General features: G+C 30.6%; 16 protein-coding genes. 4 read left to right on the top strand and 12 right to left on the bottom strand.

What is annotated here, in order from left to right; all coding sequences use genetic code 11:
- The first annotated feature begins 99 nt into the window (after positions 1-99).
- From mvk to fni, 4 genes are read left to right on the top strand one after another with little or no spacing between them, the layout of a single operon-like run.
- The gene (mvk, locus tag ACUV9F_RS03510) at positions 100-1,035 is read left to right on the top strand and encodes a mevalonate kinase (protein ID WP_446184300.1); all 936 of its coding nucleotides are present in this window, start codon (positions 100-102) and stop codon (positions 1,033-1,035) included.
- A gap of 9 nt (positions 1,036-1,044) precedes the next feature.
- The gene (gene mvaD / locus ACUV9F_RS03505; protein ID WP_446184299.1) at positions 1,045-2,013 is read left to right on the top strand and encodes a diphosphomevalonate decarboxylase; all 969 of its coding nucleotides are present in this window, start codon (positions 1,045-1,047) and stop codon (positions 2,011-2,013) included.
- 22 nt (positions 2,014-2,035) lie between these two features.
- A complete protein-coding gene (locus ACUV9F_RS03500) occupies positions 2,036-3,109 on the top strand; it encodes a phosphomevalonate kinase (protein WP_446184298.1) in 1,074 nt (357 codons plus the stop codon).
- 1 nt (position 3,110) lies between these two features.
- Positions 3,111-4,148: a type 2 isopentenyl-diphosphate Delta-isomerase gene (gene fni, locus ACUV9F_RS03495; RefSeq protein ID WP_446184297.1), complete on the top strand. Its 1,038-nt coding sequence runs from the start codon at positions 3,111-3,113 to the stop codon at positions 4,146-4,148.
- A 395-nt stretch (positions 4,149-4,543) separates the two neighbouring features.
- Here fni and ACUV9F_RS03490 read toward each other — a convergent pair whose 3' ends face one another.
- The 12 genes from ACUV9F_RS03490 to esaA all read right to left on the bottom strand — a co-directional run bounded on the left by ACUV9F_RS03490 (position 4,544) and on the right by esaA (position 17,453).
- Positions 4,544-5,062, bottom strand: coding sequence for a hypothetical protein (locus tag ACUV9F_RS03490; protein WP_446184296.1), 519 nt, complete (start codon positions 5,060-5,062; stop codon positions 4,544-4,546).
- Positions 5,063-5,157: 95 nt separating this feature from the next.
- Entirely contained in the window at positions 5,158-6,675 is a 1,518-nt protein-coding gene (locus ACUV9F_RS03485; protein ID WP_446184295.1) for an LXG domain-containing protein, read from the bottom strand.
- Positions 6,676-6,690: 15 nt separating this feature from the next.
- Positions 6,691-6,957 carry a hypothetical protein gene (locus ACUV9F_RS03480; RefSeq protein WP_446184294.1) on the bottom strand — a complete coding sequence of 89 codons (267 nt, stop codon included), beginning with the start codon at positions 6,955-6,957 and terminating at the stop codon, positions 6,691-6,693.
- 11 nt (positions 6,958-6,968) lie between these two features.
- Positions 6,969-7,319: a hypothetical protein gene (locus ACUV9F_RS03475; protein WP_446184293.1), complete on the bottom strand. Its 351-nt coding sequence runs from the start codon at positions 7,317-7,319 to the stop codon at positions 6,969-6,971.
- Positions 7,303-7,644: a DUF4176 domain-containing protein gene (locus ACUV9F_RS03470; protein ID WP_446184292.1), complete on the bottom strand. Its 342-nt coding sequence runs from the start codon at positions 7,642-7,644 to the stop codon at positions 7,303-7,305. Before ACUV9F_RS03470 ends, ACUV9F_RS03475 begins: the two co-directional genes overlap by 17 nt.
- Before the next feature lie 3 nt (positions 7,645-7,647).
- Positions 7,648-8,151: a hypothetical protein gene (locus tag ACUV9F_RS03465; protein ID WP_446184291.1), complete on the bottom strand. Its 504-nt coding sequence runs from the start codon at positions 8,149-8,151 to the stop codon at positions 7,648-7,650.
- Positions 8,152-8,154: 3 nt separating this feature from the next.
- Complete coding sequence (essC, locus tag ACUV9F_RS03460; protein WP_446184290.1) at positions 8,155-12,648, bottom strand: type VII secretion protein EssC; 4,494 nt, start codon at positions 12,646-12,648, stop codon at positions 8,155-8,157.
- Positions 12,632-13,264 carry a type VII secretion protein EssB/YukC gene (locus ACUV9F_RS03455; protein ID WP_446184347.1) on the bottom strand — a complete coding sequence of 211 codons (633 nt, stop codon included), beginning with the start codon at positions 13,262-13,264 and terminating at the stop codon, positions 12,632-12,634. Before ACUV9F_RS03455 ends, essC begins: the two co-directional genes overlap by 17 nt.
- Complete coding sequence (locus tag ACUV9F_RS03450) at positions 13,234-13,554, bottom strand: hypothetical protein (RefSeq protein ID WP_446184289.1); 321 nt, start codon at positions 13,552-13,554, stop codon at positions 13,234-13,236. Before ACUV9F_RS03450 ends, ACUV9F_RS03455 begins: the two co-directional genes overlap by 31 nt.
- 14 nt (positions 13,555-13,568) lie before the next feature.
- A complete protein-coding gene (locus ACUV9F_RS03445) occupies positions 13,569-13,817 on the bottom strand; it encodes an EsaB/YukD family protein (protein WP_446184288.1) in 249 nt (82 codons plus the stop codon).
- A 2-nt stretch (positions 13,818-13,819) separates the two neighbouring features.
- Positions 13,820-14,302, bottom strand: coding sequence for a hypothetical protein (locus tag ACUV9F_RS03440; RefSeq protein ID WP_446184287.1), 483 nt, complete (start codon positions 14,300-14,302; stop codon positions 13,820-13,822).
- Positions 14,295-17,453 (bottom strand): type VII secretion protein EsaA, encoded by a 3,159-nt coding sequence (esaA, locus tag ACUV9F_RS03435; RefSeq protein WP_446184286.1) that lies wholly within the window; start codon positions 17,451-17,453, stop codon positions 14,295-14,297. The genes ACUV9F_RS03440 and esaA overlap by 8 nt, the downstream gene beginning before the upstream one ends.
- Between the last annotated feature and the right edge of the window lie 60 nt (positions 17,454-17,513).

Below are 17,513 nucleotides of genomic sequence, written 5' to 3'. Positions count from 1 at the left end.
GCTCCTTTTTTTCTATGTTTATGTATAATATTAATGAATTAACAGTTAATAATTATTTTCTTAGTAATTATTATAACCTTAAAGTGAGGATAAAACAGTATGAATGGAATTGGCCGAAGCCATGCAAAATTAATTATTATTGGCGAACATTCTGTGGTCTATGGTTACCCTGCAATTACTATTCCCATCAGAAATATCCCAGTTATTGCAAAAATGGAATCAATCGACAGCAATGAATCAATAATTGAATCTAGATTTTTTACGGGATCAATTTCTGCCTTACCTAAGAGATTAACAGGTATTAAGGAATTAATTATTAACTTAGACGAAAAACTAAACTTTAATAACACTAAATATAACTTACGTATTGAAAGTGAAGTTCCTATAGAACGCGGATTAGGTTCTTCAGCTGCAACTTCTGCTGCCATTATTAGGTGTTTTTATCAATTTTTCCAAACTCGATTAACAAAAAAACAATTAATAAAAGAAATTAATATTTCTGAAACGATTATCCATGGTCATCCAAGTGGTGTTGATGCCGTTTCAGTTACTGCAAGTGACCCACTTTGGTTTCAAAAAGATCAACTACCAAAAAGTATTGATATGAATATTACAGGATATTTTGTAATCGCTGATTCTGGTATTAGAGGAAAAACCGGCGAAGCCGTTAATGATGTGAAAAAATTAATAGAGAATAATCCAGATGAATATAATAAATATTTAAAAAATCTCAGTCAGTTAACAAAAAAAACCAGTACTGCACTCGCCATAAATGATTTAAATAAACTAGGTCAAATTTTTAATGAAGCACAGAAAAATTTGAGAAATCTTAGTGTTTCCTCACCAGAAATTGACAACCTCATTAAAATAGCAAATTTAAACGGTAGTCTGGGAACTAAATTAACGGGTGGTGGTCGTGGAGGTTGCATAATTGCAATTGCAAAAAACTTAACTCAAGCGCAAATGCTTTCTGAAATTTTGGAAAATAATTCTGCAATAAAAACATGGATTCAACCATTAAATGTATACGGTTAGAGGTTAAAAATGAATAAATCTACGGCAATTGCTCATACTAATATTGCTTTAATTAAGTACTGGGGAAAAAAAGACGAACTCTTAAGAATTCCTTACACTGATAGTCTATCTTTGACTCTTGATGAATTTTATACAGAAACAACAACTGAATTAAGCGATAACGATGAGGATCAATTTATTTTAGATGGGAAACAATCGTCTGCCATTGAATCTAAAAGAGTATTTGATTTTTTGAATTATTTCAAAAATAAGTACAATATTAATGAATATTTTAAAATAAGTTCTGTTAATCATGTTCCTAATTCTGCTGGCTTAGCTTCTTCTTCTTCGGCATTTGCAGCACTCAGTGCTAGCTTAAATAAGGTCACTAATTTGAATTTAGATAATAAAGAGTTGAGTCAACTTGCTCGAGTTGGTTCTGGATCAGCTTCCCGTTCAATTTTTGGTGGCTTTGTTCAATGGCATGCAGGAAATAATGATATGTCTTCTTATGCCGAACAAATTAATGATGCTAAAAATAGCGATATCAGCATTATTTCTGTCATCATTAATAAACATAAAAAAAATATTTCTTCAACTAAAGGAATGAATTTGAGTAGAGATACATCTCCTTTTTATCAATTATGGCCGGAAATAGTTCAAACAGATTTAAAAGATATCGTAACTGCTATTTCAAAAAATGACTTACAAAAAATTGGTGAAATTTCTGAAAGTAATGCCATGAAAATGCATGCATTAACGCTGAGTTCAAACCCTCCCTTTACCTATTTTGAACCAGAAACAATTAATATAATTAATACTGTTCAAGAATTACGTAAAGAAGGTTTTTTAATTTATTTCACTATAGACGCAGGACCAAATGTAAAGATAATATGCTCAAAAAAGGATATTTTAAAACTTAAAAAAGAACTTACATATCGGCTTAATGAACCTGAATTAGTAATAACAAAGCCGGGACCAGGAATTACATACAAATAAACATTGGAAGGTGCTTTTTAATTTGATAACAGCTAAAGCTTCAGGAAAACTATATTTAGCAGGAGAATATGCAGTAGTAGAAAAAGGAAATCCCGCAATAATAGCTTCTGTAGATAAATATGTCAGTGTCAGTATTACCAAAACAAAAAATGAAGGTACACTTAATTCTAATAGATTTACAGACAGTCTAATTCATTGGACAAGAGAAAATGACAAGTTTTTAATTGACAGTCGCGATAGTCAATTAGAATTTATTATCTCAGCCATTCATTGTGCAGAGATTTATGCAAAACAATTAGGCAAAAAACTTTCATATTACAATATAGATGTAAGTAGTCAGTTAGATTCTGAAGATGGAAAAAAATTTGGTTTAGGTTCTTCAGCTGCAGTTACGGTCGCTACAATAAAAGCTCTATGTAAATTTTATGACCTAAACGTTGATAATAAAATAATATTTAAATTATCTGCTTTAGCTCATTTAAAAGTTCAAGGGAATGGTTCACTTGGAGATATTGCTGCCAGTACCTATGGTGGAATTATTTATTACACATCGCCAGATAAAAACTGGATAATTAATACATTAAAAAAAGAGCCCTTATTTAATGTTATTCACAAAAAATGGCCCGATTTAACAATTCAACAAATAAGATTACCAATAGACTCAAAATTACTTATTGGTTGGACTGGAAACCCTGCTTCAACATCAATTTTAGTAGAACAAATATCTTACTCAAAATCACAAAAAGCTAAATTATATAATGAATTTTTGAAGAAGAGCAAACAATGTCTAGAATTAATGTTAGAAGGTTTTTTAGCTGGTAATTTAAAACTTATCCAAGAACAAATAAAAGTTAACCGCAACTTGCTTAATTCACTTTCAACATTTACAGATGTCTTAATAGAAACACAAAAATTAACAGAGTTATGTGATATAGCTACAACCGATAATTCAGCAGCAAAGACATCAGGAGCTGGCGGTGGAGACTGTGGTATAGTAATCGCTAAAGATGATCCTATTCTCATACAAAATATTATTGGAAAGTGGAAAGAGAAAAATATTATCCAACTAAAATTAAATATTACTGACTGGAGTTAATATGCCAAAACAACCATTACAACAACAAAGGAAAAACGAACATTTATTTTTAGCAGAAAAATTTTACCAAGAAAAAAGTGAAAATGGTTTATCTGATATTAAATTTATTCATGACAGCTTGCCCGAAATTGAATTAGACGAGATTAATTTTAAAACTAATTTATTTGGTAAAAAAATCAACTATCCTATTTATATAAACGCAATGACAGGCGGTTCAATTCAATCAACAAAAATAAACGATACCCTTTCTCGTTTATCTTATGATTTGAATATTCCAATTGCAGTAGGCTCAATGAGTTCAGGGATACGTTATCCAGAGGTTCAAGATAGCTATAAGATTGTAAGAAAAAACAATCCCAACGGAATTGTTATAGCAAATATTTCAGCTGCACACAATTACAGGGATGTTTTGCAATCTATAGATATGATTGATGCTAACGCCGTGCAAATACATGTAAATACGCTTCAGGAGTTATCAATGAATGAAGGAGATCGAAATTTTTATTGGCTAGAAAATATAAATGAAATAATTAATAAAATATCAATTCCAGTGATTATAAAAGAAGTCGGCTTTGGAATGAGCCAAGAAACATTTTTAAAGCTAAAAAAAATTGGTGTAAAAAATATCGATCTATCCGGTTCTGGTGGTACAAACTTTATACAAATTGAAAATGCTAGAAATCATGATTTAGATATGTCATTTTTAAATGATATAAAACTTAGCACTGCCGAATCACTAATTGAGTCAAAAAAATTTCAAAATGATTTCACTATATTTGCTTCTGGTGGAGTAAAGCTCCCTATAGATGCATTAAAATCACTTAGACTTGGTGCTAATTATGTTGGTATGTCGGGATTAGTTCTCCACCAAGTTCAAAAAAAATCATATGAAGAAGCATATAACTACATGAATAACTGGTTTAAGTCATTTAATATTATTTCTTGTGCACTTGGCGCAAGAAATACAAAAGAGTTAATGAAAAAACCAATTATACTTAAAGACTACTTATATAACTACAATATTCAAAGAAATAAATAAAGTGTTTAGTTATGATATTACCCCGAAAGTTAGAATAAAACTTTCGGGGTATTTTTATAACTAAAATTAATAAGAACGAAATTAAAATCAATTTTAAAATATAATCAAAATAATTTACCAATTACAATATAGCCAGACATTATACAGAAATAAATAAAAATAGATGTCATATCGCAAAAAGTTGATTGGCAATATGATACCTACTAAAGTTCTCTTTTTAAAATTTACGATTTAAATGATGATGGTTATTTTGAAATTCTCAGTTGAAATTGCTCCCATCATATTTAGAAAATCTGAACCTGCTACTGCATCAAAACCACCTGAAATGTATCCTTCCATTGATGGAGTACTTCCACCTGCATATCGATTTACTATTCTTTCTATATCTGAAACTTCTATTTCTTAACCAGATCCAATGCTTTGCTAAACCATTTTGGCGTCTTAAGAAGTAAAAATATGGGTAATACAAAAACATATATAATAAAAAAAATAATCAATAAAATTGCAGACATAATGCCCATTGGAAGCAATTCAAATAGACCACTTTTTTCCATTATACCCAATCCACCTATATCGAGTAACAATAATCCTAACATATATACTCCCGCTGCCAATCCCAGTAATGAATTAGGTGGTGTTAAATATTTTTGACGTGCATGTTCTCTTGCTTTTCTTATTTTCATTTCGCTAGTCTTTATCTCAGCTCTAGCAGCTAAGAAAAGTACCATATATGTTAACAGTCCCGCAATAATTAGTTGAATTGACCATGATATTCCCCATACCACTGCCGCTTGCTCATCTGAAACAAACACACTGGCAGTCATTGCCACAAAAATACTTGTCCCTAACAAAATAAATAAAACTAAAAAACCATAAAGAGTTATATTAACTTCTTCATCATCAAAATATTTCAATGAATACCTCAAATACACGATCAATGTAGTAAAAAATATTATTTCCGCAACTACAGCTAATGGCCATGAGTTCTGTGTTATTCCCAACATATTGATTACCTATTACTTATAATCGAATGAACAGCTGTGCTCGTTGACCAAGTAATACCTTTCTTAATAATTTTGTTAGATCCTTTTTTTAAAGCCTGTGATGTAAATGATTCTGGATCATCATCAAATTGACTGACAATTGAATTAGCAGCTGAACTCTTTGCATAGCTTGAAAGTGCACCTTTACCATAAGTTTTTATTATTGACTTGGTTGTTTGTCCTGAATGTACTTTGGCAACATGATTCAATTTAACAAAAACTCCATTTGCTAGTCCTTTTGTTTGTCTAAAATTCTTAGCATTATTAAAGAATGCCGATTTAGCGGCTGTCATATCTTCTTTCATAAATGTTTTCACTAGCGGTTTTGAAGCATTCTTAGATTGTATGAAATATCCACCCTTAGCCAAGCTCTTATAAGAACTACCAGATGCACCTACACTTGCTACAAATTCAGTTGCTCCATACACGTTATCTGAAAATTCCTTGTTTACCCCTGAGTACTTTCCAACTGATTCAAAAAATTCTTTTGCAAAGTTATCACCTTCATTTTTACCATTCATCATTTTATCAAAGTCAGCATATGTATCGGATAATGTAAAAGCGCCTCCAATAGCTACTAGTGCCAAAGGAGCAGCTAATCCTCCAGATGCAATAGTTATCACTGCTCCCACACCAATGAAAAATACATCGGTCCAAAAAGATGCGGCTCCTTCTCGCTGATTTTGTTCTTTCTGCATTTTTTTAACTTTCTTACGATAGCTAGCTTGGTCACTCAATGCATTCTTGATATATTTACTAAAGTCATCACTAGCTGATTTCATAGTGGAATTCTCAGTTGAGATTGCGCCCATCATGTTTAGAAAATCTGAACCTGCTACTGCATCAAATCCACCTGAAGTGTATCCTTCCATTGATGGAGTACTTCCACCTGCATATTGATTTACTATTCGTTCTATACTAGTAATCGCAAGTCTTGGCGCATCCATATCATTAGCACGTGTTTTTTCGAATTCATGCCAACTTTTCTGTTCATTCTTAGCATAATTATGCATTTTTGTGAGGTTTTCACTTAGATGCTTACCATCTGTTTTTAAATCACTTTTAGACGAGGTATTTACAATATCATCAACTGAATTCATAGTTCTTAAAGCTGAAGCTACTACATCGGCATATTTATCTTTAGCTGTCTGAATTTCATGCATATGTGCTGTGAAGTCTTCATCTATTATTCTAAAATTATCGCCTTGGTCTACAGAAATATATTGTCCTACAAGAATATTCAGTTTTTCTTCATAATTAGTGATAACTGTTTGTAATTCATTAATAATTCCACTGATATGTACTTCATTAATGTAATTACTAATACTATCAGCGGCTGCACCATTTAGGTTTTGTGATCCAGATAACACTTGAAGTGAATTTTTTAGATCATTCAATTTATCGCGTCGATGTTTCAGACCTTTTTTCAAACTACCATGATATTCGGCTAATTTGTCATAGTAGAGTGTATTGCCTCCTGCCATCTCTTTTCCCCCCTATTATTTCTTGCTGTATGATTTGTCTAATTCAATTTTATTCTTACCTGCTTGATGAAATCTTGATATATCATGTTCTACAAGTTTTGCGTATTCATTGATAGTATTCGTTAAGTTGTCGTATTCATTCCATAATTTATGAACTGAATTAACGTTTAAATGTTTTGTAGGTTTAGCAACTCCATTTTTTGTTGTCAAATTAGTTGCCGATGCTTTGGCTACTGCTACTTCATTAAAATATTCATTTACATTAATTCCAACTTTTGCCATTTTTATTCTCCCTAATATCCATTACCATAATTATTAGTTCCATTACCGTACGTTGAATGTGGTGAATTATAGTAATGATTAACGCTATTATTATAGTGATTCATTACATCGTCAGTTCCATACAAACTATTAATTTTCTCTTGATAGTCAGAAATTGCATTTTCAATATCTTTAGATATCTTAGATACATCTTTCATGAAATACTGATAGTGTTGTAAGAACTTAGAATTCTGAGTCCCCATCCACTTACGTGTACCTGCATACATAAGACCTTTAGTCTTGATGTTTTCTAAAGCTTCTTGTTGTTTGGATAGTTTAGAAATAGCTTTTGTTAACTTATCTATCTTATCTTGCTTCTTCATCCTCATTCTCCCTTACTTCGGCAAACGGATCGATATTACCATCATCATCTAATGTTTTTAGAGCCTCATTTATTTGTTCTTGCATCAATTTATCGTCGCCATCTTGATAACCTGGATAGATTGTCTTGGCAATTTCGTCATGATTGAAGTACACAATTTTGTCGTCAACTAGTCCTTCTGGATATAGCGCAGCACCGTAATCAAAATATTTGGTACTGCTATCTTCTTGTTTCACTTGTACAGCCCGTTGAATAATCATTATTTTTTTAACAACACCTTTCAATACTACGATTGATCCTAATGGTAAAAATTCTAGTGCTTTCATAATTTAATCCTCTTCTTGATTTATTAATTTATTTTCTACTTTTACTACTTGTGCTTTTGAATAATCAGTATCGTTAGTAATCGTCACTTCAACACAATCATATGATATAGCATCCATTCCATCGCTCCATATCATCAATTTTAGGGCACCTTTACTTTCGGAAACATCCCATGTTTTACTAGGTTTCCCAAATTCATTAATGATTTCTTGGACTGTTGCACCTCCACTATAAGATCCATCCGGGTTTTTTTGAGCTATTTTAATATCCTTAATGCTATTTTCTTTAGAGCGCCACTTCTTAGTGTCATCGGATTTGTGATGTAAATATTTTTCGTAATTTTTTTTGCGTTTTTTTTCGTACTCCTTAGTTATTTGAGATTCAGTCCTAGCGATATTTTCTTCGCTTCTATTATGAATCCAACTTTTAATACCAACTCTTAATACATTCAATACAAGAAAAGCTCCGACAACTATTATATAAATTTTTGTATTTTTTCCTTTTTTCATAAATTATCCCTTTTCTCCAGCCATGCGTATTTTAGAATATTTTCTTCCACGAGATTCAAAATAATACGCTTCATTATTCTTAATTGAAGCTTCCATACTACTTCCCATAGCTTCAATTAGTCCTGTATCAGTAATTCTTGAACTAACAATTCCTGACTTAGCTCGTTCTCTAATGGCTTGCACTGTTAGGTCATAACTTTTACCAATAAAGCTTTCCATACTTTGAATAATAATATGCATTCCAGATTTATATACTTTATCTAATACAAGCTTCAAATCATCTGTAGCAAAGTTTGACTCTTTCAAGAAACTCTCTAAATCAGCAATATAGACATAGATTTTTGACAACTCTCTATTGTCTTGAGTTGCTTTAACATAATCAGCCATCAGTTGCTTAATTTCATTAATTTTATCCTGTTCGTTATTAATCACTTCGCTGAAAACACTTACATTTAAAATTTCACTTTCAAAATCAATTAATATTTTTTTACTATTAATATGACTTAATTGATTGAATAATACACTTCTTTGAATTTCTAGTTGTTCATCTAATGTGTGTGACATAACAAAAAATTCATTTTTTTCAATTATGTCACCTAGTGGACTAGTGTCAGATATTGCTAGTCCTAACGCAATATTTCCCGTTTTTTGCCAATCATTAACCTTAGTATTGAAGTAATCGATATCAAATTCTTCTGGAACAATTGGTAATTGCTCTGGACGTGTTCCATCCCACATAGCATCCAATTGAGCTACTTCTTCATTAATTGCATTCAAAATTGACAAAGGTTCAGTTTCATTGTTAGGTAAGTAAGTTTGAAAAGCGTTTACTTGGTCAAGTTTGATCTGACCTCGTCCAATAATTTCTTGTTGAATTATTCTATCTCGACCGATAATATCCATAACTTCACTCTCATCGACCAAAAATAATGCTAACTTAGTTTCAATATTACTCATCATTGACATCTTTATACTGTTTGAACGATTTGCTGAAATTATTAAATAAATTCCTACCGCGGAGCCTTCACGTAAAATTTTCGATACAACACTATCAATTTCATCACGATTGTCATCCTCAACAACTGCATCATATCCGTCTAGCACATTTACTATTATTGGTAATTCATATTGATTTTGTTCAAATTGAACTAAGCTGGCAACTCCAGCTTTTTGAAACTCAGCTTTTCTTTTATCAATTTCTGAACGCATCTTTTGTAACATCTTGAATAATTTTTCTTTTTCATTCAATCTTGCTAAATCTGCAGTGTGTGGTAATTTCTCCAATGGTAATAATCCATTAGTTCCAAAATCTAATAGATTGAATTGAACTTGTTCTGGCGTGTTTTTTCTGGCTAAGTTCATAACTAATGTCTGTAAGAAATTACTTTTACCATAACCCGGACTAGCAAATATAGCTGTATGATTCATCTCATTAAAATCAAAGTATAAAGGCTCCTGCACTTGTCTACTTGGAATATCCATTAATCCAATAGGAACGGATAAATTGCGTTCATTTGACCATTCAATTTTTGGATTAATTACTGGAGTAGCAATTGCTTTTTCTAATGGTGGTAACCATGGTTTGTCGGGAAGAATTGCTTTTGTTTTATTTGAAATTTCGGCGATACTGTCAACAATTGCATCCAGTTGTGTTTTTTTATCTTCGTTTTTTACTTCAACCACATCATCATCAGCGGATAAATCCTCAGTTAGGAGCTCAGCTTGTCCGGAATCATTAATCAACCACATACGTTCATCAATTTTCTTTTCAATATTTTTATTGGGGTCATAATCTGCTCCACTCCATGCACTTTGGAATAATTCATAAATCTCATTATTACCAACTTGAAGATAAGCTCTACCTGGTTCCACAATGCTAGCTGCATCAGGTGTTTTCAAAATTTCGTTTGAATCGGCAACATCTTGTACTTTCAAAGCTAATTTAAATCTTGAATTTGACCAAATTTGATCATCAACAACACCACTTGGTTTTTGTGTTGCCAAAATTAAATGAACACCAAGTGAACGTCCAATACGTGCAGTTGAAACTAATTCAGCCATGAAATCTGGTTCGTTGGCTTTTAATTCAGCAAACTCATCAGACACTAAGAATAAGTGTGGCATTGGTTTTGTAGGATATTTCTTTTTTTCATCTGGATTTGTTTCATTTTTACCGGCTTTGTATAACTTGGTATATCCATTAATATGGTTAACTCCAAATTCACCAAATAAGCGCTGACGTTTTTGTAATTCAGCGCGAATACTTGCCAATGCACGGGCAGAGCTGGCACCATCTAGGTTAGTAATTGATCCTAATAAGTGAGGTAACTTAGCAAATAAGTTAGCCATTCCCCCACCCTTAAAGTCAATTGGCAAGAAGCCAACATCTTCAGGAGCAAAATTAACCGCCAAACTAAGTAAATAACTTTGTACAGTTTCAGATTTACCTGATCCTGTAGTACCTGCAACTAACCCATGAGGTCCATGAGCTCTTTCATGTAAATTCAAATAAACTAAGTCATCTTTACCTCGTAGCCCCAAAGGAACTGCCAACGATTTTGATGTATTAGCTTTAGACCACCTATCTTCAATATTTAATTCATCAATTTTTTTGACATTATACATATCCAAAAAAGTTACCGTTTCTGGAATAGCATTTTTTTCAACTTCTAAGTGATTAAGGTTAGCCAATCTACTTATCAATTGTGGTAATTCATAATTTGACGGTAACTTATAAGGCTTGAAATCCTTGTCTACATAAACTTTATTTTCGTTAACAAGTTGTGCTGACTCTTCACTATTATATTTAATAAGTGTAGTTACTGTCTCTGGCAACATTGAAGTATCTTCTTTACCCCAAACAACAGTTACACCATATTTACTCATATCTTCTGCCAAGAATTCGTTAAGACCATGACCAGCTAACCAACTATCATCAAGGATTATCAAAATATAGTGTGGAGAAAATTGAATTTTTTCTCTCTCATTTTCCTTTACTTGTTGTTTTCTTTTATTAAGAAGTTGATAAAAACTATTTAATATCATATCTCGACTTTGTGCATTGTGAACAAGCCCTCGAATATTTAACTCTTCCATCTTAAGATGTGGTAACCAACGCCACTGTTTCCAATCGCTCTCATATTCACCTTCTGGTACTAATAACAATGTTTGTACATCATGATATGAATGAAATGTTGCAATTTGCAATAGCATTGTTTGTACAGAATTTTTTAGGTTGGGGTAACTTCCTACAAGCCCAAAAGTTTGTTCCTTCAACGAAGTTATTATTGGTGCGTCCTTTAATGATTGATATTCATTAACTATTGTTTCTTGCACATTTTTTACTAATGGATCATTTTTATTTTGGTCATCATAATTAAAGTCAATTTTATAACTAGAATTGACTTTACCAGTACCTAGAGAAAATTTAAGATAATCGACGTTATTACTAGTTTTTTCGTATATTCTCGGATTGTACTCATTAATTAAAGTAGCTAAACTCTCCATATTTGGATAGTGATAATCCAATGAGTATCTTTGTTTATCAGCTAATTTCTTGATTTCTGAAGTCTTATCAATTGTATACAATTGATACTTTTTTTCTCGTTCTTTCTTTTGAACTTCTGATTCTTTTTTATTAGTGAAATAAGACGATATTGAAATACCCATTGTTATAATACTGGCTCCACCCATACCTAACATCATTAAAGGATTTCTTCCACTCAAAACAGAAGTAGCAAAACTAGCAGCTAACATCCCTAACGGTGGTAAAAGAGTTTTTAATATATCATTTTTACCTTCTTTTTCTAAAGACTCGGGTTGACTGATAGTCACCTTATTCGTAGGTTCTTGATGCATAATTCGTGGGCTTCTTCTGAAATTTGGAAATTCCAGAGGATATTCTAAAACATTGTTTTCTGAAATTAAGGCATTTGTATTAAAATCAAATTTACCATTAATTTCTGTTATCTTCATTTGATTTGGACGAAGTTCAAACACAACACCTGCAATAACAACTTGATCACCAACAAAAAAATTCGTATTCAACTGTTCAACTAATTTTCCATTAAAATAGGTTGATTCATTTTCATTAATATTATTAATTTTGTAGTTAATAATTCTGTCTTTATTACTAAATACCGGAATAATACTCATAAATGATTTTTTAGATAGCTTAATATCGGCTTTTACATCATTTGATACAGTGATTAGCTGTTTGGGCAATGAAGTAGTAATCGTTCGGAGATTTTCATGTTTAATAATAGTTAAATCATTAATTTTTTTTGACGGATTTATATTTTTATCTATCAATAATTCATCGTCTATTACTTGAAAAATATGATTAAACCTGTTGACTGTCTGATTATTAGATAATTCAAGATGTTCAAATTGCTTACCAAAACTAAAAATATCGTATTTAATATCATTTAATGGAACTATTTGATCATCAAAATTAGGAGCTTGCGGATAACTAAGAAAATTATTTTTCAATACCATTGCTCTTGCCCCCTAATTCTTTTACATATTTCTTAATACTTATTCTATAACTGCTTAATAGTTTTTGTTTCTTACTTCCGTTCATATTATTGTCGGCTTTTGTAACATCATAGAGTTTTGTATATGCGTATAATGTCAATTGGTTATCTCCAATATTCTTAGCCAGATTAAGTGCTGTTTTAAAATCACCTCGTCCAGTATATATCCAATAAAGAAGTGTATTACTGTCGCTTTGTGGTGAAATATTATTTAATAACATCTTTTTTTGTTTATTAGTTAAATTATCTAAATTTATATAGCTTGTAGCTAATATATATTGAGCTGGTTTTGATAACTTACGCGGATTATCATTTTCCAATATATCAATTGTTTTGTTGTAATCACTAGACATGAAAGCTGACTGACTATCAATAACTCGATTTTGAGCTGGCTCTTTAATTCCAACCCTATAGATCATAAATCCGCCTAATACAACTAATAAAACAATAGAAATCACGAACCCATACTTATATACTGCATAGTTCTTTTTTTTAACGGGAATTTGATCTGCTGTAACCTTACGATATTGTTCTTGCAGCAATGATGTTATTTCATCGGCATCTTTAGCATCCATGATTGATCGTTCAAAACATTTAGTTTTAAAGCAAGCGCTATTCTTTGCGAATATTTCATTGAATTTCTAACAATATCCAATGATTTTGTGAATTTAGGTAGTTCATAACTTATAATCGCTTTGCTTTGAGATAATTCTTCAATATTTCCTGCTAAAAGTAGGCTATTGGAATGCAAAGTGTTTTTAATGATTTCCACTCCACTTATTTTGTATTGCTTAGGACTAAGCTGTATTTGGAATATATTTTTCTTTAAGTTTGCTTCAATACTCGTATATCCATCTGTTATTTGCATAATATTAATTTCCTTTATTCTTCAATAATGAAACGATCCCCGTCACTTATTGGATATTTATCTAGCGTTATATCATCAGATAATTTTACATTTTTACCGATTAAATTGAGTTTCCAATCTTTTTTTAAGGCAACATTTAATTGTTTCAAATTTTCAGCTAATAACTCTTTTAATCTTTTTTTAGATACTTCACTAGGAATTTTTAAATCGAATGTTCTATCTTTATACTTCAACTCAATATTTATAGTTTCTCGTTTTTTCATAGCTACACCTTTTTAAATATTTTTGAATATCTCTTACCCAATAAAATTCCTATTACAGCAGCTACAATAACTACCACAGAACTTAATACCCATTTTAACCACGTAGGAATCGAGCTTGAACTTGTTTCTTTCTTACTTGTAATTTCATTTTGACTCTTTTTAAAAGCAATTTGTTGTCCAACAATTTTTTGATATTTTTTTTTATCAATCTTACTTTTTCCCTTAAAAATATCTTTTTCAACTTGCTTGATTTCTTTTTGAGAATCAGAGTTTTGCACTTTTTCTCTTTTATTTCTATCATTTAAAAAAATGTCGGGCATAACATCATAAATAATATTAGTGCCATTTTCTTTATCTTTATCATTTTTTTCTATAACATCGTTGTTTATTTTTAAATCGCCTGTAGCGGCATTAGTATTTTGAGGAAAGTAAAATATGGTAATGTACAAAAACAAAATAAGAACAAACATTAATTTTTTAGGCAATTATCTGCTCCTTTTTTCTTCTTTGGTTTAGTACTAAATAATAAATAGCTATTAAAAGAAATACAGTCAAAATTAGAATTATTGGTATTGTAATATTTATTCTATTTAAAATAATTTCAGAAAATCCATTTTCCACAATCTGTAATGGAGAATAATCGCTAAATATACTTAAGAAAGAGTCTTTTTGAATAGATATACCCAAAACTGGGGTTAGCATCAAGTATGAACCTATAATTATTCCCAAAATATATGGAGCAATTCGCGGTATTAGTTTCCAAATTACATATTCGATTACCACTATGAATAATCCTGCTAAACTTGTATAAATCGTCCATGCAAGTTTATATTGAGATTCACTAATATTAAAAGTTAATAAACTCATTACAATACTTGAAATAGCCGACAATAATAACAAATATAAGATATTATTTCTTGAAGTTTTCTTATTAAGTGTAGTGTCATAAGCAACTAAAAGAACAGAAGATACTAGTATTGTTAAAATTGTCATTAAATATGGAGTTGTGGACATTGATTCCAAATTATTAATATATTTACCCTTTTTACTTAATGGATTAACTAAAAATTCAAAAACGTGTGGATTATCCGCCCCTCCGTTATGTGTGTTTTTTAATACTTTACTAAATCTATATGAATAATTCTTATTGTCTCCGGTTGTTTTTGAAACATTAGTAACAAGTGAGTTAGTATTTTTTAATACTTTTTCAGCATCATTGTTAGTTTGTTGAGTTGATTTCACCAAATTTGAAAATTGACTCTCTAGAGATGCAATCTTTGCAGAACTCTCTGCTGTGCTAAGTGCTTGCTCATTGGCATTTTTACTCATCTCAATAATTTGATTACTTAATTCTTTTCCCGATTCATCATCAAAATAAATACTATTACTTTGATTCTGCTCATTTTCATTATATTGTTTATAATTAATATCTAGCTTAGGATTGTCTTTCCATGTTTTATATTGTCTGTCTAGTTCAGAATTAGCTGTGTCATACCAATTTTGAACTTTATCCTTTTGTTCTAACAATTTATTTGGTGTTCCACTCATAACTAAACTAAGTACTTTCACACTAGTATAAGTATTAAGTACATCATTATATTGATTATTAACTTGATCAAATATCTGTTGTCCATTCTCACGATATTGGTTAAGTATCATTGATGAGATATCATTTGCACTTATTTTTTCTCTAAATAATGAGTCTGACTTTGCTAACTGGCCGATAGATATATTCTGACTTTGATTTGGCAATTTTTTATCAAAGGATATGGCATCCATACTTCCATCGCTAAAAGATCCATATAAAGTAATAATTTTTTGACTAATTCTGCTTAACTTATCCATTTCATCTAGGACTGTTTGAATTTCTAAATTATCATCTTCTGTGTAGAAACTTAAATAACTATCACTTTGTAGCATTTTCTCATTGTTAGTAGAAACACTCCAACTTATATAATTACTTCTATACGCTTCTTTCATTTCCTCATCATTAAAATTCCATCTTAAATTAGAATTAAATGTGACTGATACTTTATTAGTTTTTGTTTCGTCTTGGTTAGGAACTATTTTAATTACATCATCATTTTGAATTGCTTTTGCGCCTGTTTCTTTAATTTGACTATTAATTTGATCAAGCACATTATTTAAATCATTAATCACAACATTATCATCGTCAGACTTCAAACTAATAATTGTATCCTTTGAGGTATCAATACTTAAGGTTGTCGTCAACTTGTTATCAGTATAAGTATCATCTTTACGCGTAATTTTAGTATTATTCTTTTTACTAGATTTATTCAAATCAATATTCGTATAATAAGAGACAATATTGAATTCAGCCTTATATTGATCTGCTTCTTCAGTAGTTATTTTTCCATTTTCTAATAAGTTATCAATTATGATGTCTAAATTATCCGGTATCGCTGAATTATGAATATCATCACTGATATCCTGGATATACTTTTTATCTAAAATAGAGTTACTATTATCATCGGTATTTTTATCAACCAAATTACTAATAGCCGTTTTTACATCATCATCACTTGCATTGGTACCCTTTCCATTAAAATATATGATATTAGTTTGGTCTCTCAGTACAGCTAAGTTTGTTTTAATATCTTCTAACTTACTTGTATAATCACCCAAACTTGAATTAATTTTTTGCTGCATATCACGGAAATTTTCTCCATCTTTTTGCATATCCACTAATAGTCCAGATTTCTCATCATTTTCACTATTTTCTAATTTATTAAAATTTGCTTTCTTAACTTCTTCATAGGAATCATAATATCCCTTATATATAGAAGTATCAGACTCAGACTGGTTTTTAACAACATCCGAAGCATTACTTTGATTAATTTTGCTAATGATATTTTGCAAATTAACATATTTATTCAAATCAGATGAATTTTTTAATAGGTCTGAACCAGTAGATTTTAGTAAATTTTGTGTACTTTTAGAAAACTCATTCTGTTGGTCACTCCAAGAGCTGTTTTCATCCTTTAATTCTGACGTTGAGCTTATTACATCTTTAAATCCATTGGGCAAGTTTGAAAAAGGCTGTTGAATATTCAGAGTCAAAAAATCTTGACTTGTTTGTTCACCATTTACAATTCCATTAACATTTCTTTGCGCTTCTGATAAGTTACCTAATACGCTAGAAAAATACATTTTTATTATCTTCTGATTAAATGAATTAAGTATTAATCCAACTTTTTCTTCAATTGCTTTATTTGTTTTTTCATTTGTTCCCTCTTTAACCTTATATGTAATTTGTGCCTTTTGAGGATCCATACTTTCCAAATTCAAAAGTCTTTGAGAAAAATTTTGCGGTAGAATAATTTCGACATCATAAGATCCATTCTTAAATCCTGCCTCCGCTACATTATAGGGCGCGACTTGCCAAACATTTTTATTATCCCGATTAATTAAATTAACAAAATTTTTCCCTAGTGTAATATTTTGATTATGGAATTTTGCACCGGTATCTTCATTGACTAATACATATCTGATAGTGCTTTGTTTATTTTCACTTATTTTATGTACATTTTTATTAGTTAAAATTCCGTATATAAGAATAAAACCCAATAGCAACACTGCTATTAAGGTGCCAATAATTTTTTTACTATTTTTCATATCCACATTTATCCCCTAAACAAAAGGCATCAGCATATTTGTGCTGACGCCTTTTTAATA

It is taken from the genome of Daquilactobacillus linshuiensis (assembly GCF_052828685.1).
This window is presented reverse-complemented; position numbering and strand designations above follow the sequence as displayed.